The organism is Propionivibrio dicarboxylicus (assembly GCF_900099695.1).
Taxonomy (GTDB): Bacteria; Pseudomonadota; Gammaproteobacteria; order Burkholderiales; family Rhodocyclaceae; genus Propionivibrio; species Propionivibrio dicarboxylicus.
Map to the genome: position 1 here is coordinate 187,103 of NZ_FNCY01000002.1, position 21,164 is coordinate 208,266.

The window sequence follows — 21,164 nt, forward strand, 5'->3', positions numbered from 1 at the left end:
CCGCGCTTTCATGGCCCCCGCCCAGCAACGCCTGACAACCCATTCGCGCCTGATTGTCGTCATCTTTTTCCTGATGTGCGGCGGCTTCGTGTTGACCTCGTTGAGCACCTATTACGTTTCCCGGGCTGAAATTCGCGACGCGATCATTAACACGGAACTGCCGCTCACCGCCGACAACATCTATTCGGAAATCCAGAAAGACCTGGTCCGCCCGACGCTGATTGCCTCGATGATGGCGCGCGACACCTTCCTGCGTGACTGGGTGCTCGTCGGCGAGCGCAACACCCCGCAAATGACGCACTACCTGAACGAGATCCGGAACCACTACGGCGCCACGAGCAGCTTCTTCGTCTCCGACCGAACACACGCGTACTACTCGACGCGCGGCATTCTCCGCAAGGTCAATGACCAGGATCCGCGCGACGCCTGGTATGCCCGTGTTCGCAGCATGAAGGAAACGCATGAGATCAATGTTGATTCGGACGAGCCCCCCCCCGGAGCGATGTCCATCACCATCAACCACCGAGTGCTCGACTACAACGGCAATTTCATCGGCGTCACCGGCGTCAGCCTCTCCGCCGATACGGTCACTCGCCTGGTCGACGAATACCAGAAGCGCTACGGCCGCAACATCCTTCTAACCGACGCCGAAGGCAAGATCATCCTGCGCGGCAAGGCACCCCGTAACGCCGGCGGCCAGTCCGCCCCTGCCTCCGACATCTTCAAGACCCCGGGATTGCGCGACATCGCTCCGGCGATCCTGAAGGCCAGCAGCGCCTCGTTCGAATACACGAACGACGGCGAGCGCCACTTCATCAACGTCCGCGCCCTTCCCGAACTCAAGTGGTTCCTGATCGTCGACAAGCCCGCGCACCAGGCATACAGCGCGGTACAGCGAAGCCTCTTGATCAACCTGCTGCTATGCCTCACCACCACGATGATCGTGCTGGGGATCGTTCATCTCGCACTCCTGCGCCATCAGCAGCAACTCGAAGTCATCGCCACTACCGACCGCCTGACGGGCCTCGCCAACCGCCGCGCGCTCGACGTCCTGTTGAAGCAGAAAATCCACGAAGCAAGCCGTCAAAAAACGCCGCTGACGGCCATCCTGATCGATATCGACCATTTCCGGACGATCAACGACACGCGCGGCCAACTCGCCGGCGACCGCATCCTCAGCGAGATCGCCCAAACCTTGCGCAACAACCTGCGCGCGTCTGACGTCGCTTGCCGCTGGGGCGGTGAAGAATTCCTCATCTCGCTGGCCGATACCGACCTCGAGGCGGCCACGCAAGTCGCCTGTACGCTCAGGGAAAAAATCGAAAACAGCCTGTATTTCTTCGAGAACGAAGCGCTGCGCGTCAGCGTCAGCGCCGGCGTCTCGCTTTTCCGCACCGGCGAGACGGTAGACGACTTCGTCGCCCGTGCCGAAGCGATGCTCCAGCGTGCCAAGGAAGAAGGCCGCAACCGGGTCTGCCGCGAGCCGATCGAATCGAACTGAGTCCGCTCCCGACCGCCGGCTTCGGATTTCCGCAATAGCATTGTCCTACCCATTTTTGATATACCTATGGGATTGGCGTTTTGTGCTTGCACAACGTCAATCTTCGCAATGCCTCACTCTGAAGGAAGAGGAAACATTCCATGAAAAAAACAACACTCAGAAGTATCGCCGCCATAGCACTTGCCTCGCTCGGGCTGTTGTGCGCAGGGACCGCGGCGGCCTCCGATGCCACCACCAACAAATACAGCAACATATCCCTCGACGAACTGCACAAGGGTAAGAAGGTGACCTGTGTCGGTTGTCATGAAGAAAAGCAGCAGGACAAGATCGCCGTCGACGACAACGAAACGGTCGTGAACGCGACCTGCGTCGAATGCCACGGCACGCTCGGCGAACTCGCCGCCTCAGCCAAGGGGCATATCACCCCGCACCGTTCGCACCTGGGTCAGATTGCCTGCACGTCCTGCCATAGCGGACACAGCCAGTCGAAGGTCTACTGCAACAACTGCCACACCTTCGACATGTCGATCCCGGGCGGCAAGGCGCCGGTCAAGAAGGTCGAGCGCCTGGCGATCAACGCCCGCGGCGTCGAGAAGACCGATGTCCTCGTCATTGGCGCCGGCGCAGCCGGATTCACCGCCGCGATCACCGCGCATGACGGTGGCGCCAAAGTCATCCTGGTCGAAAAGCAGCCGATCACCGGCGGCAACAGCGCGCTGTCGGCCGGCGGCATGAACGCGACCGAAACCGTCTTCCAGAAGAAGAAAGGCATCAAGGATTCGGTCGACGTGATGATCAGCGACACGATGAAGGGCGGCGGCAACGCCAATGACGCCGAACTGGTCAAGATCCTGGCGACCAAGTCGGCCTCGTCGGTCGACTGGCTGACCTCGATCGGTGCCGACATCAGCGACATCGGCCAGATGGCCGGCGCGACCAACTACCGCACGCACCGTCCGACTGGCGGCGCGGCCGTCGGCTCGCACATCACCAACGTGCTGAAGAAGAATGCTGCCGACCGCAAGCTCGACGTGCGCGTCAATAGCAAGGTGCTCAAGCTCGTCGAAGACGGCTCGGGCCGCGTCATCGGCGCCGTCATCGAAGGCAAGCACAGTGGCACCTACACCATCCTCGCCAAAGTCGTTGTCATGACCGCCGGCGGCTTCTCGGCCAATCAGGGAATGATCGGCCAGTACCAGCCGCAATACGTCGGCATGACGACGTCGAACCAGCCGGGCGCGACCGGCGACGGCATGCTGATCGGCGAACAGGCCGGCGGCCAGCTGATCGACATGAAGGAAATCCAGATCCACCCGACCGTCGCAGCCGGCAGCCGCATCCTGATCACCGAAGCCGTGCGCGGCAACGGTGCGATCCTGATCAACCGCGACGGCAAGCGCTTCGTGAACGAGCTGACGACGCGCGACAAGGCTTCGCAGGCGACGCTGGCGCAGCCGGGCGGCTCGGCCTACCTGGTCTTCGACTCGGTGATCCACAAGAGCCTCAAGCAGATCGACGGCTACTTCGAACTCGGCCTCGTCAAGGAAGGCGACTCGGTCGAGGCGCTGGCCAAGGCGATCGGCGCCCCGGCCGATGTGCTGGCACGCAGCATCGACACGTACAACAAGTCGTTCGACGCCAAGAAGGACAGCGAATTCGGCCGTCCGGACATGCCGCGCGCGATCCGCACGGCGAAGTTCTACGCCATCGAAGTCAAGCCCGGCATCCACTACACGATGGGCGGCCTGAAGATCAACCGCGACACGCAAGTCATCGGCAAGGACGGCAAGATCGTTGCCGGCCTGTTGGCGGCGGGTGAAGTCACCGGCGGTGTGCACGGCAAGAACCGCCTCGGCGGCAACTCGATCTCCGAGACGATCACCTTCGGCCGCATCGCCGGCGCCAACGCGCTCAAGATGGTCAAGGACAGCAAGTAAGCTGATTCAAGTAACGCAAGAAGGCGGACCGATAAGCGGTCCGCCTTTTTTATTCCCGCATCGCAACGCGCCACACAGCGGCTGGCTCGGGTAAACTTGCGGTTTTTCCATTTTCATTCTCGAAATCAACGCCCATGGCCCAATACGTAATGTCGATGCTGCGCGTCAGCAAGATCGTTCCCCCGAAGCGTCAGATCATCAAGGACATCTCGCTCTCCTTCTTCCCCGGCGCCAAGATTGGCCTGCTCGGCCTCAACGGCTCAGGCAAGTCGACGGTGCTGCGCATCATGGCCAACGTCGACAAGGAATACGACGGTGAAGTCCAGCATCTGGCCGGCATCAAGATCGGCTACCTGCCGCAGGAACCGCAGCTCGACCCGGAAAAGACGGTCCGCCAGGAAGTCGAATCGGGCATGGGCGAAGTCATGGAAGCGCAGGCCAAGCTCGAAGCGGTTTATGCCGCCTACGCCGAGCCCGATGCCGATTTCGACAAGCTCGCCGAAGAACAGGCACGTCTGGAAGCGATCATCGCCACCGCCGGCTCGGACACCGAAAACCAGATGGAAATCGCCGCCGACGCGCTGCGCCTGCCGCCCTGGGACGCCGCGATCGGGAAGCTTTCCGGCGGCGAAAAGCGCCGCGTCGCGCTGTGCAAGCTGCTGCTCTCGCGCCCCGACATGCTGCTGCTCGACGAACCGACCAACCACCTCGACGCCGAATCGGTCGAATGGCTGGAGCAGTATCTCTGCCGCTTCCCCGGCACGGTCGTCGCCGTCACCCACGATCGCTACTTCCTCGACAACGCCGCCGAGTGGATCCTCGAACTCGACCGCGGCCACGGCATTCCCTGGAAGGGCAACTATTCCTCCTGGCTGGAGCAGAAGGAAGCCCGCCTGGAAACCGAGCAGAAGCAGCTCGACGCTCACATGAAGGCGATGAAGCAGGAACTCGAGTGGGTGCGCTCCAACCCGAAGGCCCGACAGGCCAAGAGCAAATCGCGTATCGCCCGCTTCGAGGAGATGTCGAGCGTCGAATACCAGGCACGCAACGAAACGCAGGAAATCTTCATCCCGGTCGCCGAACGACTCGGCGGCAAGGTCATCGAATTCAACGGCGTCAGCAAGGGCTTCGGCGACCGTCTCCTGATCGACAACCTCAGCTTCAGTGTTCCGCCCGGCGCCATCGTCGGCATCATCGGCCCGAACGGCGCCGGCAAATCGACGCTGTTCCGCATGATCACCGGCACCGAAACGCCGGATAGCGGCAGCGTCGACATCGGCCCGACGGTGAAGATGGCCTACGTCGATCAGAGCCGCGAGGATCTCTCCGATACCAAGACCGTGTTCGACGAACTCTCGGAAGGCCGCGACATCATCCAGATCGGCAAATTCGAGATGCCGAGCCGCGCCTACATCGGCCGCTTCAACTTCAAGGGCGGCGATCAGCAGAAGATCGTCGGCAAGCTCTCCGGCGGCGAACGCGGCCGGCTGCATCTGGCCAAGACGCTGATGACCGGCGGCAACCTGCTGCTGCTCGACGAACCCTCGAACGACCTTGACGTCGAAACGCTGCGCGCCCTCGAAGATGCGCTGCTCGAATTCGCCGGCTGCGCGATGATCATCTCGCACGACCGCTGGTTCCTCGACCGTATCTGCACGCACATCCTCGCCTGCGAAGGCGAATCGCAATGGAGCTTCTTCGCCGGCAACTACCAGGAATACGAGGAAGACAAGAAAAAGCGGCTCGGCGAAGAAGGCGCCAAGCCGAAGCGCATCCGCTACAAGCCGATCAGCCGCTGATTACCGGCTTGCCCAGCAAAAGGCCCGCAGGACGCGGGCCTTTTTCATTTTGCGCCAGCATCAAGCGAAGCGGCAGATCAGGCGCGCAACGAAGGGGCCGGTCAGGATCACCAGGAACAGGCGCAAGGTCTGCGCCGCGACGACGAAGGGGACGTCGGTATTGGCGCCCATGGCCAGCAGGATCACCGAATCGAGGCCGCCCGGCGTCGTCGCCAGATACGCGGTGAGCGGATCGCAATGCGAGAAGTGATAGAGCGACCAGGCGAAGAAGGCGCACAGCGCGATCAGCAGGAAAGCCGAGAAGAACAGCCAGTGCAGCTTGCGCAAGGTCGAGATCAGCAGCGCGCGATTGAAGCCCAGGCCGACGTACCACCCGACCAGCACCGAGGCGCCGATCTGGAAGGCATTGGGCAGGCGGAACTCGACGACGCCAGCCGAATTGAGGACGGCGCCGACGATCATCGTCGCCAGCAAGGGACCGGCCGGAATGCGCAGGCGAACGGCGATCAGGCTGCTGACGACGGCGATCGCCAGCGTCAGCGCCATCTGCACCGGCTGTCCCTGAAACAGCGCGGCGAACGACCACGGCGATGCCAATGCCGACGCGACCGGTTGCGGTACCGTCAGCCAATGCGCCACCATCGAGGCTGAGAGCACGACGACGAGCACGCGCAGATACTGCATCATCGCCACCAGGCGCGCATCGGCACCGAAGGACTCGGCCATCGCCACCATCGCCGCCGCGCCACCTGGCGAAGAGCCCCAGGCGGCGGTATTGCCCGGCAGGATATGGAAACGGGTCATGCACCAGCCGACGAGGCCGCCGGCCACGACCGAACTGCAGACCATGCCGGCGAAGACCAGCCAGTTGGCGGCGAGCACACCGAAAATCTGCGGCGACATGCTCTTGGCCACCGAACAGCCGACCAATGCCTGGGCACAGAAGAAGAAACGACGCGACAGTTTCAGGCCGCTGCCGGACAGGCTGAAGATCAGGCCGCAGACGACCGCCCCGACGAAAAACGCGGCGGGGACATCAAGCCAGACGAGACCTGCGCCCGCAAGCAGGGACACGGAAAACAGCAACAGCCACAAGAGCACGGGCTTTGTGGCGATTCGGGGCGAAGGGGTATCGGACATCGGGGTCGGCCCCCGCAATCGGGGGCATGGCAGTCGGATCGGAAAGGCGGACATCATACCTCAGGCCGACATGGACCGCGCGGCGAATGGTCTGCCGAAATAAAATAACCCGCCACAGAGGCGGGTTATTTTGACGATCCGGGTTTTCGGCCGGGCGGCCGAAAACAAAATTTCAGTGTTCGGCGCGCAGGCTGGCAGCGAAGGCCGCTTCCATGCTCTCGGGGAACTCGAACTGGCTGAAGGTGCGATGGATCTCGGCGTGATTGACGCCGGAAGTCGCATCCTGGAAGCTGATCCCCAGCGGCCGCCCGTTCGACGCGAGGGTCGCAAAGGCAAAGCGCCAGCGTTGTGCTTCGGCCAGACGTTCGCGCAATTCGCGCTCGTTGCTGATCGCAACACCCGCCTGCTTCAAGGAATCCAGAAACTCATCGAAGGATTCGTTACTCAGACTGCCCATAATTTGCTCCGTCAGAAACAGTGGATTTCCCACCATGCGCCAAATAACGCGTCCTATTGAGGCCGGTTGACACAGTTTTTAATAATTTTGAAAAATTTTTACCAGAACCGCCGGCGCCGCCCTCTTGCCACTTTTCGATCAAGTACTTAGGAATGATTTAAAATACGCGCCCGTTTGAAAATCCCAACCCATGACCACGCGCCCCCCCTGTCTCGAACTCCTGGCCCCGGCCAAGAACGCCGATTTCGGCATCGACGCCATCACCCATGGTGCCGACGCCGTCTATATCGGCGGCCCGAGTTTCGGGGCTCGCAGCGAGGCCGGCAACAGCATCGCCGACATCGAGCGGCTCGCCCGCCACGCCCACCGCTTCAATGCCCGTGTGCTGGTTGCGCTCAACACCATCGTCGACGACCGCGAACTCGCGCAGGCGCGCGACATCGCCTGGCAAAGCTGGAACGCCGGCGCCGACGCGCTGATCGTCCAGGACATGGGCCTGCTCGAATGCGACCTGCCGCCGATCGCGCTGCACGCCAGCACGCAATGCGACATCCGCACACCGGAAAAAGCCCGTTTTCTCGACGCCGTCGGCTTTTCGCAGATGGTGCTGGCGCGCGAACTCTCGCTCGCCCAAATCGCCGCCATTGCTGCGCAGACGACGGCAACACTCGAATTCTTCGTACACGGCGCCCTCTGCGTCAGCTACAGCGGCCAGTGCTACCTGAGCCACGCGCAGACCGGGCGTAGCGCCAACCGCGGCGAATGCTCGCAGGCCTGCCGCCTGCCCTACACCGTCGCCGACGGCCAGGGCACCGTACTGCTCGAACGCAAACACGTCCTGTCGCTCAAGGACAACAACCAGACCGACAATCTCGCCGCATTGATCGACGCCGGCATCCGCTCGTTCAAGATCGAAGGCCGCCTCAAGGATCTCTCCTACGTCAAGAACGTCACCGCCCACTATCGCCAGCGGCTCGACGCCCTCCTTGAGCAACAACCGGCCTTGCGCCGCGCCTCGTCGGGCCGCAGCACCTTTCAATTCACGCCGAATCCGGACAAGACTTTCCATCGCGGCGCCACCGATTATTTCGTCACCGGCCGCCAGATCGACATCGGCGCCTTCGACTCGCCGAAATTCGCCGGCGAAGCCATCGGCGAAATTGCCCGGCTTGGGCGCAAGGAATTCGATCTCGCGACAAAAATTACGCTGAACAACGGCGACGGCCTCAGCTTCTTCACCGCCGACGGCGAACTGACCGGGTTGCGCGTCAATATCGCCGAGCCGATCGACGGCGGCTTCCGCCTGTCGCCCTCATTGACCGACGGGCGCCTGCCGGCTGGTCTCGCGGTCGGCACGAAAATCTTCCGCAACCACGACCAGGTGTTCGAACGGGCGCTCGAGAAGAAGTCGGCCGAGCGCCGCATCCCGCTGCAGATCCGGCTCGACGAAAGCGCCGACGGACTCGTGCTCGGCCTGACCGACGACCGCGGCGTCAGCGCCACGGCGACGATCACCCAGCCGCTCGAACCGGCCCGCGACGGCGAGCAGGCGCTGGCGGGGCTGCGCGAAGGTCTCGCCAAGCTCGGCAATACCCTCTACACGGCCGACACGATCACCCTCGACATCGCCACGCCGCGCTTCATCCCGGCCTCGCTGCTCAATGCACTGCGCCGCGAGGCGGTCGAAGCGCTCGACGCGGCACGCGCCGCCGCCTATCGCCGGCCCGAACGGGTCGCGGCACAAATACCACCGGCGCCTTACCCGGAAGCGGCGCTCTCCTATCTCGGCAACGTCTTCAACGCCGGCGCGCGCGCCTTCTACGAAAAACACGGCGTCACACGCATCGAACCGGCCTACGAATGCGGCGAGGAAACCGGCGAGGTCTCGCTGATGGTGACCAAGCATTGCCTGCGCTTCAGCCTCACGCTCTGCCCGAAACAGGTCAAGGGCATCCGCCCCGAACCGTTGCAACTGATCCACGGCAAGGACCGCCTGATGCTGCGTTTCGACTGTCGCGCCTGCGAAATGCACGTCCTCGGACGCCTGAAACCGGTTCGCCGCTAGCCCCGCCGTCGGACCGTCCGCAACACTCCCCAAGCCGGAGTGATCGCACCGATTATCAAATGTGATTTGCCTGCCTGTCTGGGCCGCTCTAGATTGCGTCCCACGACGACTGTGGCGCGGCCATTCCGCGTCGACCGGTCGCTCACTTCCCAAGGAGGAAAATCATGCATTGTCGGAAACTCGTCTCCCTCTGCGCCGCCGCGGTCTGTCTCACGGCGCTGTCGATGACAGCACACGCGCAACAGAAGCTCTACGTTTACACCTCGATGAAGGAATCGATGGTCAGCGGTCTCAAGACCGCCTTCATGAAAAAACACCCGGACATCAAGATCGACTTCCAGTCGGCCGGCGCCGGCAAGTTGATGGCCAAGATCGCCGCCGAACGCGAATCCGGCAAGATCCTCGCCGACGTACTCTGGACCAGCGAAATCCCCGACTTCTATCAACTCAAGGCCAACGGCCTGCTGCTCAAGTACGTGCCGACCGAGATCAAGTCGCTGACCAATCCGATCCCCGACTATGACGGCTCCTTCACCCCGGCCCGCCTCGGTACCATCGGCATCGCCTACAACACGCGCTTCGTCAAGGAAGCGCCGAAGAGCTGGGACGATCTCAAGAAGCCGGCCTTCAAGGGCGCCTTCGGCATCGCCAACCCGGCGCTGTCAGGCACAGCCTTCATGAGCGTCGACGTCCTCGTTCAGAAATTCGGCTGGCAGTTCTTCGAAGGACTGCGCGCCAACGGCGCCAAGATCGGCAAGGGTTCCGGCCAGGTCGTCGACGACACCGCCTCGGGCGACCTCGTCGGCTGCCTCGGCGTCGACTACATCACGCTCGACAAGGTCGAAAAGGGCGCTACCCTCGCGCTCGTCTTCCCGCCCGAGATGCTGGTCATCCCGAGCCCGGTGGCGATCTTCAAGAACAGCCCGAACGCCGACGCCGCCAAGAAATTCGTCGACTTCCTCGTCTCCAGGGAAGGCCAGGCGATCATCGCCGAGGACGGCACCATCCCGGTCCGCACCGACGTCAGCATCCCCGAGCGTTTCCGCGCCGTACTGCCGCCGGCCGACCAGGCCATGAAGCGGGCGCTGCCGGTCGACTACCGCAAGATGGCCGCCGAGAAAGAAGCGGAAGTGCGCGGCACCAAGAAGCCTGAAGCGGCCGGACAGCTCAGCGACAAGGAAGCGACGATCAAGAAGTTCACCGACATCATGCAGAAGTGACGCCATGGCCAACATCCAGATCGACCACCTCGGCAAACGCTACGGCGACAAGACCGTGCTCGCGGATTTCTCGCTCGACCTGACGGACGGCGAATGTTTCACGCTGCTCGGCCCGTCCGGCTGCGGCAAGACCGTGCTGCTCCGGCTGATCGCCGGCTTTGAAAAACCCGAGTCCGGAACGATCCGGATCGATGGCCAGGTCGTCACCGACGCCGGCGACGGCAGTTCGGTGTCGCCGGACCGGCGCGGCCTCGGCATGGTCTTCCAGGACTATGCTGTCTGGCCGCACATGAGCGTCTTCGACAACATCGCCTATCCGCTCAAGCTCGCCGGCATCGAAATATCGGCGCGGCGTGAGCGGACGCTGCGCGCCATCGAACTCGTCGGCCTCGCCGGGCTCGATGCGCGCCTGCCCTCGCAGCTCTCGGGCGGCCAGCAACAGCGTGTCGCCCTGGCGCGCGCGCTGGTGTCGGAACCGCGCCTGCTCCTGCTCGACGAACCGCTCAACAACCTCGACGCCAACCTGCGCGAGGAAATGCGCTTCGAGATCAAGGCACTGCAACAGAAGCTCGGCATCACCATCCTCTACGTCACGCACGACCAGGAAATCGCGCTGGCGATCGCCGACCGCATCGCCGTCATGGACGAGAACGGCCGCCTGCGCCAGCTCGGCACGCCGGAAGAGGTTTACGAGCGCCCGGTCGACGACTTCGTCTTCCGCTTTCTCGGCATCGCCAATTTCCTGCCGGTCAGCCGCCGCGACGGCGCGCTTTGCGTCGGCGACCAAGCCGGAGACTGGCCGTCGCTGCCGCCCGCGCATTACGGCGACACACTCACCGCCGGTTTCCGTCCCGGCGACGTGCAGCTCAGCCGCGACGGCGCCGGCCTCACCGGCACGATTCGCCGCGCCAGCTTTCTCGGCGCCCAGTTCGACTATCTCATCGACATCGGCGGCGCGCTGATCCGCACCGCGCTGCCCAGCCATGACGCCCTCGCGCTCGGCCTGCTGTTCGACGAAGGCGACGCCTGCCGCGTCGGCTTCCACAGTGTGCAGTGGTTCGACCGCGCCATCCCGACTTCCGACAAGGTGTAAGTGATGATCGCGACCAAACGCTTCAACTTCGGCACACCCGAGCTGCTGTTCACGCTCTCGGTGGCGGTGCTGCTCATCGTGGTCGTCTTCCCGATGCTGCTCATCTTCTTCAACGCCTTCTGGGTCGACGGTCACTTCAACGTCACCGACGTGCTGCGCGTCCTGCAGCGCCAGGAAACCTACCAGGCGCTTGGCAATTCGCTCGTCCTCTCCGGCGGCGTCACGGTCACCGGCACCCTCGTCGGCACGCTCTTCGCCTGGCTCGTCACCCGCACCGACCTGCCCTTCAAGAAGACGATGAAGCTGCTGTTCCTCGTCCCCTTCATGCTTCCGGCATTCATCGGCGCCCTCGCCTGGAAAATGCTGCTGTCGCCCCGGGCCGGCTACATCAACCGCTTCTTCATGGATTACCTGGGTTTCGACAGCCCGATCTTCAACATCTATTCCTATGCCGGGATCATCCTGGTCGAGACGATGTACCTGTTTCCCTTCGTCTTCATCCAGGTCAGCGGCGCGCTTGAGCGCATGGACCCGACGCTCGAGGAATCGGCTCGCATCTCGGGCGCCGACCTGTTCACCATCACGCGCAAGATCACCATCCCGCTCGTCATGCCCTCGATCCTGTCGGGCGCGCTGCTGATCATGCTCTACTCGATGGCGCACTTCGGCACCGTCGCCGTGCTCGGCATCGAAACCGGCATCTACAACATCCCGACGCTGATCTACGAGAAGATCCACCAGAGCGCCGGCAGCTTTGATTCGATCCGCACCGCGACCGTGCTGGCGACCGTGCTCGTCATCACCGCGGCGGCGATCCTCTGGCTGCAGAACCGCATCCTCAGCAAGGGGCGCTACCAGATCATCGCCGGCAAGAGCTTCCGGCCGAGCGAACTCAAGCTGCGCGGCCTGCGCATCCCGATCCTGATCTTCTGCCTCGCCTACATCGCGCTGACCATCGTCCTGCCGACGGTGACGATCTTCATGGTCGGCGGCCTCAAGACCTACGGCCTGCCCTTCGCGCTCGAGAACATGACCTGGGCCAACTACTCGCACATCCTCTTCGAGTGGGACCTCACGCGCGATTCGATCTGGAACAGCATCAGCCTCGGCCTCGCTTCGGCGCTCGTCACGATGTTTGCCGGCGTCATCATCTCTTATGTCATCGTCAAGATGAAGGTACGCGGCAAGGGCCTGCTCGAATTCCTCGGCATGCTGCCCTTCTCGGTGCCAGGCTCGGTCATCGCGCTGGGCGTCATCCTGGCCTGGAGCGGCAAGTTCGGCGTCAGCCTCTACAACACCGTCTGGATCATCCTGATCGCCTACATCGCCCGCTACATGGCCTTCTCGCTCAAGGCCAACTCGGCCGCGCTCGAACAGGTGCACGATTCGCTCGTCGAAGCGGCGCGGGCATCCGGTGCGACGATGGCGCAGGCGCTCCGTGACGTCGTCATCCCGCTGGTGCGCCCCGGCATGGTCGCCGCCTTCTTCCTGATCTTCCTGCCGGCGCTGCGCGAACTGACCGTCTCGGTCCTGCTCTACGGCCCGACGACACGCACCATCGGTGTCGCCATCTACACGCTCAACGAAGACGGTGAAACCGTCTATTCGGCGGCGCTGGCCGGCATCGCGCTGATCATCATCGTCACCGGCGAGGTGCTGATCAAGCGCCTCGTCACCGGCAAGAACGCCGCCTGAGGGATACGTCATGGCCTATATCGAACTCAAGCAAGTCACCAAGCTGTTCGGCGCGGTCCGCGCCGTCGACCGCCTCGACCTCGACATCGCCCAGGGCGAATGCGTCGCCATGCTCGGCCCGTCGGGTTGCGGCAAGACGACGACGCTGCGCATGGTCGCCGGTTTCGAGGATCTCGACGACGGCGCGATCCGCGTCGGCGAACGCATCATCTCGTCGAAGCGCGACAATTTCTATCTGCCGCCCGAGCACCGCAATTTCGGCATGGTCTTCCAGGCGTTCGCCGTCTGGCCGCATCTCTCGGTCTATGAGAACGTCGCCTTCCCGCTGCGCATCCGCAAGCTGCCGAAGGAAGAGATCGCGGCGCGCACCGAGGAAGCGCTCAAGCACACCAACCTGTGGAAGGCCGCCGGCGACAGCCCCGACGACCTCTCCGGCGGCGGCAAGCAGCGCGTTGCGCTGGCGCGGGCGCTGGCCATCCGCCCCGACGTCATGCTGCTCGACGAACCGCTGTCCAGCCTCGACCCGCATTTCCGCGAGGAGATGCGTTTCGAGATCAAGGACCTGCAACGCCGTTTCGGCTTCTCGATTCTCTACGTCACGCACGACCAGTCGGAAGCGATGGCGCTCTCGGACCGCATCCTCGTCATGCGGTCGGGCGTCGTCCAGCAGGTCGGCACCCCGCTCGAAGTCTATGGCGAACCGGCCAACCGTTTCGTCTTCGAATTCATCGGCCTGTCCTGCTTCCTCGACGCCGACCTGACGCCGACCGGCATGCGCATCAACGGCGTCGACGCGGCCTGGCCAGCCGGCATCGCACCGGCGCCGGAACTCCTGGCCGCCGGACGCGCCTGTCTGGCGGCGCGTCCCAGCGAGATCGATTTCGTCGGCGAAGGCGGCTTGCGCGGCATCGTCTCGCGCAAGGCCTACCTCGGTGAAACCGTCGATTACCGCGTCATGGTCGGCGACGCCGAGATCCGCGTCCAGAAAGGCCGGCGCGTTCCCGGACCGGGCATCGGTGAAGCCGTCGGCCTCGCCTTCCCGCGGCCGCACTGGTATCCGACCGCCTAGCGCCATGCCCGCCAACCGGTCGATCCGGGAGATGGACGGCACGTTCCGGCGCCGCCAGCCATGACCAGGACCTGGCAGCGGCAGGCGCTCGCCGTCGGCATGCTCTGCGCCACGCTCATCGCCGGCGTCTGCCGCGGCGACAATGTCGTGCTCGTCGCCTCGCCGTTCCCGAAGGAAATCCTGTCGGCCTACAAGCAGGCTTTCGACGCGCAGTCCCCGGACACGCGCGTCGAGTTCCTCAATTTTCCGGCGACGCAGATCCTCGCCTTCGTGCGCGGCCGTCCGCCCGGCGCACGTCCCGACGTCTTCTGGGGTTCCTCGCCGGAGGCCTTCCGCGCCCTGCAACGGGAGGATCTGCTCGAACCGTCGCCCGACGCCGCCAATCCCGGCATCCCGACGCACATCGGCCGCGTCCGCATCAACGCCGCCGACGGCACGGCGCTCGGCCAGGCGCTGTCGGGCTACGGCATAATGTGGAACACGCGCTATCTGGCGGCACGCGGGCTGACACCGCCGGAAAGCTGGGACGAACTTGCCGAAGCGCGCTATTTCGGCCACCTCGTCATGGCGCCGCCGTCGCGCTCGTCGACAACCCACCTGATCGTCGAATCGATCCTGCAAGGCAAGGGCTGGGATGCCGGCTGGTCGCTGATCATGCGCCTCGCCGGCAACGCGGCGACGCTGACCGAGCGCACTTTCGACGTCCCGAACGCCATCACCCGGGGACGCTTCGGCCTCGGCCCGGTCGTCGACTTCCTGGCGCTCTCGGGCAAATACTCGGGCTTCCCCGTCGATTTTCGCTATCCCTGGCCCAACGTCGTCACGCCGGCCGGCATCGCCCGGCTGCGCGGCGCGCGCAACCCCGAGGGCGGCCGTGCCTTCGTCGCCTTCGCGCTCTCCGAAGCCGGTCAGCGCCTGCTGCTGCGTCCCGAGATCAGCCGGCTGCCGGTGCTGCCGGCCGCCTACGCCAGCGCCGACCGGCCGAGCGGCTTTCCCGACCTCTCCGAGGTCGCCCGCAGCACCCTGCCCGACTATTCCGCTGAACTGTCGGCAGCACGCTACCGCAGCGTCAACGCGCTCTTCGATCAGCTGATCACTTTCCAGCACCGCGCTCTCGTGCGCATCTCCGGACGCATGCACACGCTCGAAGCGCGTCTCGTGCGCACTCCGAACGCCGCCGCAGCCGCCCTCCTCGACGAAGCGCGACAGCTCGCCTACCGGACACCGGTCACCGCCGCCGAAGCCAGGGCCGACGCCTCGCACGCCGACGAGGGCGCCCACATGGCCGCGCGCGAAGCCGACTGGTCGCGTCAGCGCCGCCGCGACCTCACCGACGTCGACGCGCGGCTCGAACGCGCTTTCGCACAGGTGGCACCATGAAGGCCGCCGGACGCCGTGAGCCGCCCCTCGTGCACCTCGCCGTGGCGCTGCTCTTCCTCTTTCTTCTGCTTTTCCTCGCGCTGCCGGTCGGCCGGCTGGTGCTGAGCGCCCTCGGCGACAACGCCAGCGGACACTCGACCTTCGCTCTGCTGCTGGCCAACCCGCTCTACCTCGACAGCCTGATCGGCAGCCTCGCTGCCTCGGCCGGCGCCGCGCTGCTCGCCGCCATGCTCGCGCTGCCGCCCGCCTGGACGCTGTGGCGCCTGCAATGGCAGCCGCCGCTGGCCGTTCAACTGCTCGGTTTCATGCCGCTCTTCGTGCCACCGTTCATGCTCTCGTTGTCGCTGCAGTCGCTGCTCGGGCGCGGCGGCGGACTCGGCTTCTGGCTCGCCGGCCGCATCGACCTCGACCCGTCGCAATGGGGACTCGCCGGACTGATCGTCATCGAAGCGATCCATTACGCGCCGCTGCTGCTCAGTCTCGTCGTGCTCAGCACGGCGCCGTTGGCGCGCGACGCCGGCATCGCCGCCCACCTCGGCGACGGCTGGGCGCGTCTGACGCGGCGCGTCTTCCTGCCGCTTGGCATGCCCGGCCTCGCCTTCGGCATGGCCATCACTTTCCTCAAGACGCTCGACGACCTGGCAACGCCGCTCTCGCTCGGGCTGACCAACCTGATCGCACCGCTCGCCTATTTCCGCGTCGGCACCCACGGCGCCGGCGACCTTGTCGCGGCCGCCCTCGCCCTCGTGCTGATCGCCGTCTCGATGCTGGCCTGGACGCTTGGCGCCGGACGCATGCGACAAATCCCGATGACATGGAATGGGACGCACCTGCGCCCGGATGCCGCCCGCCCCGGCCAACAGCACCTCGCCGCGACATTGCTCGCCGCCGTCGCCGGCTTCACCGCGCTCTGTTACTCGGGCATGGTAGTCACCGCGTTCGCCGGCGTCTGGAGCCACACGCTCTGGCCGGAGTCCTGGGGACTGCAACATTTTGCCGCGGCACTGGCGACCGAATCGGCCAGCTTCATCAACACCCTGCGCTACTGCGGCACTGCCGCGCTCATTGACGTCGTCATCGGTCTGGCGATCGCCTATGTCCTGCGGCGGGCGCCGGCGCGGCGGGAACTGCGTCTGACGCAGGGCGTTGCCGGCCTGCTCGGCGTCCCCGGCGTGGCGCTGGCGATCACCTACCTGCAGTGCGTCGACAGCGGCATCGCCATTCCCTTCGATGCCACCGGCGTACTGCTGGCGCTGGCCTTTGCCCTGCGTGGCCTGCCTTTCGCGCTGCCGGCCTGCAGCTACGCGCTGCGCGGCCTGCCCGACGCACACCTCGACGCCGCACGCCTCTCGGGCGCTTCGACTTTCCTGATCGCCTGGCGCATCGTCCTGCCGGCGCTCGCCTTCGGCCTCGTCGTCGCCTTCCTGATCTCGTTCGGCATCGCCGCCGTCGACCTGTCGTCGGCAATGCTGCTCATCCCAAGCGAAACCGAAGCCCCCGCTGCCTACACGATCTACCTCAACATGCAGACCTCGACCGGACGTGGCACCGGCTCGGCGCTGGCAGTGCTCGCCATCGCCGCCGTGGCCATCGTGCTGACGGCAACGGCGGCGCTCATCGCGCGCCGCGACCCCGGCGCGGCAGCCCCCCGGTCGGAGCACGGAGCCCCGCCATGAGCCCGAGTCGCATCGAACTCTCCGACATCGACTTCGCCTTCGCGGCCAAGCCGGTCCTGCGTCACCTCTCGCTCAGCGTCGAGGCCGGCGAACTCTTCGCCGTCGTCGGCCCCTCGGGCGCCGGCAAGACGACGCTGCTGCGCATCCTCGCCGGACTCGAACGGCCGGACGCCGGCAGCGCCACCATCGGCGGCATCCCGGCCGACGCCAAACGCGAGGACGGTGAACGCTGCGTCGGCATGGTCTTCCAGGATTTCGCGCTCTGGCCGCACCTCTCCGTCTATGAAAACGTCGTTTTCGGCATGCCACGGCAGGCGCTTCGCGACGGATCGGCCAAGGCGCGCGCCGAGGAGCTTCTGGCGGCGCTCGGCATCGCCGACACGCGCGACACACGACCGGACTGCCTCTCCGGCGGACAGCGCCAGCGCGCCGCCCTGGCGCGTGCGCTGATCGGCGCGCCGCGCCTGCTCTTGCTCGACGATCCGTTCTCCAATCTCGAGCCGACCCTGCGCCGGCTGTTGCGCCGGGACTTGCGCCGATTGCAGCGACAACTCTCACTGACGACGATCTTCGTCACGCACGACCTCGATGATGCCTTCAGCATTGCCGACCGTGTCGCTGTCATCGATGCAGGCAAGATCCGTCAGGTCGGCACACCGATGGCGATCTACGATTTTCCCAACTCGGTCGCCGTCGCGCGCTTCGTCGGCATCGAGAATTTCGTGCCGGGCACACTGACGCCGCTTGACCGCGTCCGCGTCGAATTTCATAACACCGATCTCGGCACGCTGCGCTGGTCGATGCGCGAAGCGCCGCCGGCCGGGCCGTCCATTCTCAGCATCCGGCCGAACGCGCTCTGCCTCTGCCCCATCGACAGTTTCCGCGACGCGCGTTACCTGTGGGTCTCCGGCGAAATCAGCGCCAGCGAATTTCTCGGCGAGGCGGTGCGTTACCGCGTCGCCATCGGCGAGACGCGCCTGACCGTGCAGCAGCCCCACGCGCTCGGCGCCCCGGTGACGCCGGTCGGTACGCCGATGCTGGTCGGCATCGACCCGACGCTCGCCCGGCTGTTTCCGGTTCTCGACGAAACGACGGAAACGGCCCGATAATACGCCATGGACATTGTGCGCCTCCGCTCGTTCGTCATGGTCGCCCGACTCGGGCACCTGACGCGTGCTGCCGAACGCCTGTGCCTGACGCAGCCGGCCGTCACCGCCCACATCAAGGCGATCGAGCAGGAACTCGGCCTCGCGCTTTTCGACCGCGCGCCGGGACGCATCAGCCTGACCCGCCACGGCGAACTCCTGCTGCCCGAAGCCGAGCATGTGCTCGCCACGGTCGAAGCTTTCGCCGGCAAAGCGCGCCAGATCAAGGGCGAGGTCTCGGGAAATCTGCTCATCGCCACCGTCGACGACTCCGACTTTCTGCGTCTCGGCGAACTGCTCTACGCGCTGCGCGGCGCCCTGCCACTACTGCAACTCAAGACGCGGCAGATGCTCGCCGACGACATTCTCGACGGCCTGCTCAACGAAGAGATCGATGCCGGCTTCCACATCGGCAGTGCCGATCATCCCGATATCGGCGTCCTGCCGCTGCGTACGCTCGTCTATCAGGCCGTCGGCCCCCGGTCCCTGAGCGACCGCCTCGCCGGCGCGAGCTGGAAAGACATCGCCCAGCTTCCCTGGATAGCGGCACCGGAACGCTCCCATGTCGCGCGTTTCACGCGCACCCTGTTCGCCCAGCACGGCGTCCGGCTGAACGAGGCGATCGAATGCGACCAGCTTTCGGCAACGCTCGATCTCGTCCGCTCCGGCCTCGGCCTGAGCCTGCTGCGCGAGGATCTGGCGCTCGCCGCCGTCGAAAAAGGCGAAGTCGCGCTCTGGCCGCACGGCCGCATCGAGGCGCGTCTGAATTTTCTCTACCGCCTGCGCAGCGAAGCCGACCCGAGCATCATCGGCCTGCTCTCGGTGCTGCGCCAGCACTGGGCCGTCTAGCGAATCTGGAAGCGGGCCACCGATTGCCGCAAGGCTTCGGAAAGCATCTGCAACTGGTCGGCCGACGAGACCACCTCGCAGATCGCCGCGTAATTCGACTCCGACATCTGCGCGATGTGTTCGACACTCCTGGCGATCTCGCCATTCGCATGGCTTTGTTCGCGCAATGAGGTCGAAATGCCGTCGATCGCCACCAGCACCTGGTCCGTGCTGCCGTGGATCGTCGTCATCGACTCGCCGGTATGCCCGACGAGTTGCATGCCCTCATTCACCATGACCACGCCATCGGTCATGCTCGCCACCGCCTGCAAGGTGCCGCTGCGGACCGCCTCGATCATCACGGCGATATCCTCGGTCGACAGCCGGGTACGCTCGGCCAGCTTGCGCACTTCGTCGGCGACCACGGCGAACCCACGCCCCTGTTCGCCGGCCCGCGCCGCTTCGATCGCTGCGTTGAGGGCCAGCAGATTGGTCTGTTCGGCGATTTCCTTGATGACATTGACGATGTCCGCGATCTTGTGCGACTGCTCGTCCAGCGTCTTCATGAATACTGAGGACTGATTGACGTTGTCGACGATCCGATTCATCTCAGCAATCGTCTTCCCGGCAAATTGCTCGCCTTCCTCGGCCATTTCCTTCGACGCGACGGCGCGCCGGTTCACGTCGGCCGTATTGTCGGCAATGTGGCCGATACTGGTGGTCAGTTCCTCGACCGTCGCCGCAACGCTCGCCGCTGCATCGGTCTGGCGATTGCTCGCTTCCTGCACCTGATGCGAAGACGCCGACAACTGCCGCGCGAACCCGGCCAGCTGGACGGTCGCGACGATGATCTGCTCGATCATTTCACGCAATCCATCCTGCATGACCTTCATCGACGCCAACAGGCTCGTCGAATCGTCATGATCGAGGCGGATCGCCGCCGACAGATCGCCTTGGGCGATGCGACGCGCCACGCGAGCGGCATATTCAGGCTCACCGCCCAGCGTCAGCAGCAGGTTGCGGACGATCGCAAAACAAATCCACAAGGTCACGCCGAGCGACGCCAGCAGCAGGCCGAGGTAGCTGAGCAAGGCATCGCGATCGGCCTTCATGTTGGCGCGGATTTCACGCTCAATGTCTTCGGTATAGCGCTCCTCGACGCTTCTCAACAGGTCGATCTTGCTGGAGATCTTGGCAAACCAGTCTTCCGGCGAATAGACGAGTTCGCCATTCGCGCCCTTGTCCGCGACCATTTGCTCGATCGTCGCCACCTCCCTGGCAATCGGCTCGTCCAGCTTGGCTTTCAGCAATTCCTCCTGCGTTTCCGTCGCATAGGTGATCGCCATCCGCAAATAGGTCGCCTGATCGCCCAGCAGCGTGCCGAAGGTCGCAAACTGCGCCGGCGTCAGCCGCCCGGCGCTGAAACCGCCGGTCAACAAGGCGCGCTCCTGGCCGTTGCGCTCCTTCAGGAACAACAGGGCCTGTTTGGCATTCGACAAGCGCGACAGCTTCGACGAGGGCATTTGATTCCCCGTCCGCGCGGCGATTTCGAGCAACTGCGAAATCGTCCGGCTGTAAAAATCGAAGGACTCGCTCGGCGCGAGCGTCAGCCTGGAAATCTGTTCGCGCTTATTCACCAACTCGCCCAAGGGCTCCCCGGTCGCCGCCAGGAGCTTGACGAAACGCGGCCCGATCCGCGCCAGATCGACGCGCCGGATATTCTCGTTCAGGCGCGCGATGGCCGCGTCCGACCGGGTCCGCTGCGCCGGAAGCGTGTCGGCGAATTTGCCGCCCTTGCTGCCGAGAAAGCCCGAACTCATGCCGCGCTCTTTCTGCAGTTCATGAACCGTCTCACCGAGTTCGACCACCAGCCTGACCAGCACATCCGCCGCTGCACGGGCCTGGTATTCCGAATATTTCTGCCAGGCCCCGCTCGCGCCAAGCGCGAGCACGATGACGAGCGGCACTGTCGCGATCAGCAACAGACGTTTTTTCAAACTCAGCTTTTCAAACATACGATTCCTATCGACCCGGCAAAGGCCGGCGCTGACGCAAACAGGACATGAGCATCAAACGCGCGTCGCGACGTTTGCGCATGTGCCGAAATCGCTGCTCACCGGGAGAAATCGGGCGCAGCGCGGCCGCGCGACTGAAATCGG

Annotated in this window: 15 protein-coding genes; 12 read left to right on the top strand and 3 right to left on the bottom strand. The window is 64.7% G+C overall.

Annotated features, from left to right (window positions below; translation table 11 throughout):
• Positions 1–10 precede the first annotated feature (10 nt).
• The 3 genes from BLR25_RS04480 to ettA all read left to right on the top strand — a co-directional run bounded on the left by BLR25_RS04480 (position 11) and on the right by ettA (position 5,237).
• Positions 11–1,501 carry a sensor domain-containing diguanylate cyclase gene (locus BLR25_RS04480; RefSeq protein WP_091934256.1) on the top strand — a complete coding sequence of 497 codons (1,491 nt, stop codon included), beginning with the start codon at positions 11–13 and terminating at the stop codon, positions 1,499–1,501.
• A gap of 140 nt (positions 1,502–1,641) precedes the next feature.
• Positions 1,642–3,438: a flavocytochrome c gene (locus BLR25_RS04485; RefSeq protein WP_091934259.1), complete on the top strand. Its 1,797-nt coding sequence runs from the start codon at positions 1,642–1,644 to the stop codon at positions 3,436–3,438.
• 134 nt (positions 3,439–3,572) lie between these two features.
• A complete protein-coding gene (gene ettA, locus BLR25_RS04490; protein ID WP_091934262.1) occupies positions 3,573–5,237 on the top strand; it encodes an energy-dependent translational throttle protein EttA in 1,665 nt (554 codons plus the stop codon).
• Between the two features lie 60 nt (positions 5,238–5,297).
• Here ettA and BLR25_RS04495 read toward each other — a convergent pair whose 3' ends face one another.
• Both BLR25_RS04495 and BLR25_RS04500 read right to left on the bottom strand, forming a co-directional pair.
• Positions 5,298–6,377 (bottom strand): AbrB family transcriptional regulator, encoded by a 1,080-nt coding sequence (locus BLR25_RS04495; RefSeq protein WP_176785745.1) that lies wholly within the window; start codon positions 6,375–6,377, stop codon positions 5,298–5,300.
• A gap of 172 nt (positions 6,378–6,549) precedes the next feature.
• Positions 6,550–6,834, bottom strand: coding sequence for a hypothetical protein (locus tag BLR25_RS04500; protein ID WP_091934268.1), 285 nt, complete (start codon positions 6,832–6,834; stop codon positions 6,550–6,552).
• A 190-nt stretch (positions 6,835–7,024) separates the two neighbouring features.
• On the opposite strand from BLR25_RS04500, the gene BLR25_RS04505 reads away from it, so the two are divergent.
• The 9 genes from BLR25_RS04505 (at position 7,025) to BLR25_RS04545 (ending at position 19,026) form a co-directional block, all read left to right on the top strand.
• A complete protein-coding gene (locus BLR25_RS04505) occupies positions 7,025–8,899 on the top strand; it encodes a peptidase U32 family protein (protein ID WP_091934271.1) in 1,875 nt (624 codons plus the stop codon).
• A gap of 164 nt (positions 8,900–9,063) precedes the next feature.
• Positions 9,064–10,119, top strand: coding sequence for an ABC transporter substrate-binding protein (locus tag BLR25_RS04510; RefSeq protein ID WP_091934275.1), 1,056 nt, complete (start codon positions 9,064–9,066; stop codon positions 10,117–10,119).
• 4 nt (positions 10,120–10,123) lie between these two features.
• Positions 10,124–11,212: an ABC transporter ATP-binding protein gene (locus tag BLR25_RS04515; RefSeq protein WP_091934278.1), complete on the top strand. Its 1,089-nt coding sequence runs from the start codon at positions 10,124–10,126 to the stop codon at positions 11,210–11,212.
• A 3-nt stretch (positions 11,213–11,215) separates the two neighbouring features.
• Positions 11,216–12,907 (top strand): ABC transporter permease, encoded by a 1,692-nt coding sequence (locus tag BLR25_RS04520; protein ID WP_091934281.1) that lies wholly within the window; start codon positions 11,216–11,218, stop codon positions 12,905–12,907.
• Between the two features lie 10 nt (positions 12,908–12,917).
• A complete protein-coding gene (locus tag BLR25_RS04525) occupies positions 12,918–13,976 on the top strand; it encodes an ABC transporter ATP-binding protein (protein WP_091934284.1) in 1,059 nt (352 codons plus the stop codon).
• Between the two features lie 60 nt (positions 13,977–14,036).
• Entirely contained in the window at positions 14,037–15,356 is a 1,320-nt protein-coding gene (locus BLR25_RS04530; protein WP_091934287.1) for an ABC transporter substrate-binding protein, read from the top strand.
• Positions 15,353–17,032, top strand: a complete 1,680-nt coding sequence (locus BLR25_RS04535) for an ABC transporter permease (protein ID WP_091934292.1) — start codon at positions 15,353–15,355, stop codon at positions 17,030–17,032. Before BLR25_RS04530 ends, BLR25_RS04535 begins: the two co-directional genes overlap by 4 nt.
• Positions 17,029–18,141 carry an ABC transporter ATP-binding protein gene (locus BLR25_RS04540; RefSeq protein ID WP_091934294.1) on the top strand — a complete coding sequence of 371 codons (1,113 nt, stop codon included), beginning with the start codon at positions 17,029–17,031 and terminating at the stop codon, positions 18,139–18,141. The genes BLR25_RS04535 and BLR25_RS04540 overlap by 4 nt, the downstream gene beginning before the upstream one ends.
• Before the next feature lie 6 nt (positions 18,142–18,147).
• Positions 18,148–19,026 (top strand): LysR family transcriptional regulator, encoded by an 879-nt coding sequence (locus BLR25_RS04545; RefSeq protein ID WP_091934295.1) that lies wholly within the window; start codon positions 18,148–18,150, stop codon positions 19,024–19,026.
• On the opposite strand, the gene BLR25_RS21490 is transcribed toward BLR25_RS04545, so the two are convergent.
• Positions 19,023–21,020 (bottom strand): methyl-accepting chemotaxis protein, encoded by a 1,998-nt coding sequence (locus tag BLR25_RS21490; RefSeq protein ID WP_091934298.1) that lies wholly within the window; start codon positions 21,018–21,020, stop codon positions 19,023–19,025. The two genes, BLR25_RS04545 and BLR25_RS21490, sit on opposite strands and share 4 nt — an antisense overlap.
• Between the last annotated feature and the right edge of the window lie 144 nt (positions 21,021–21,164).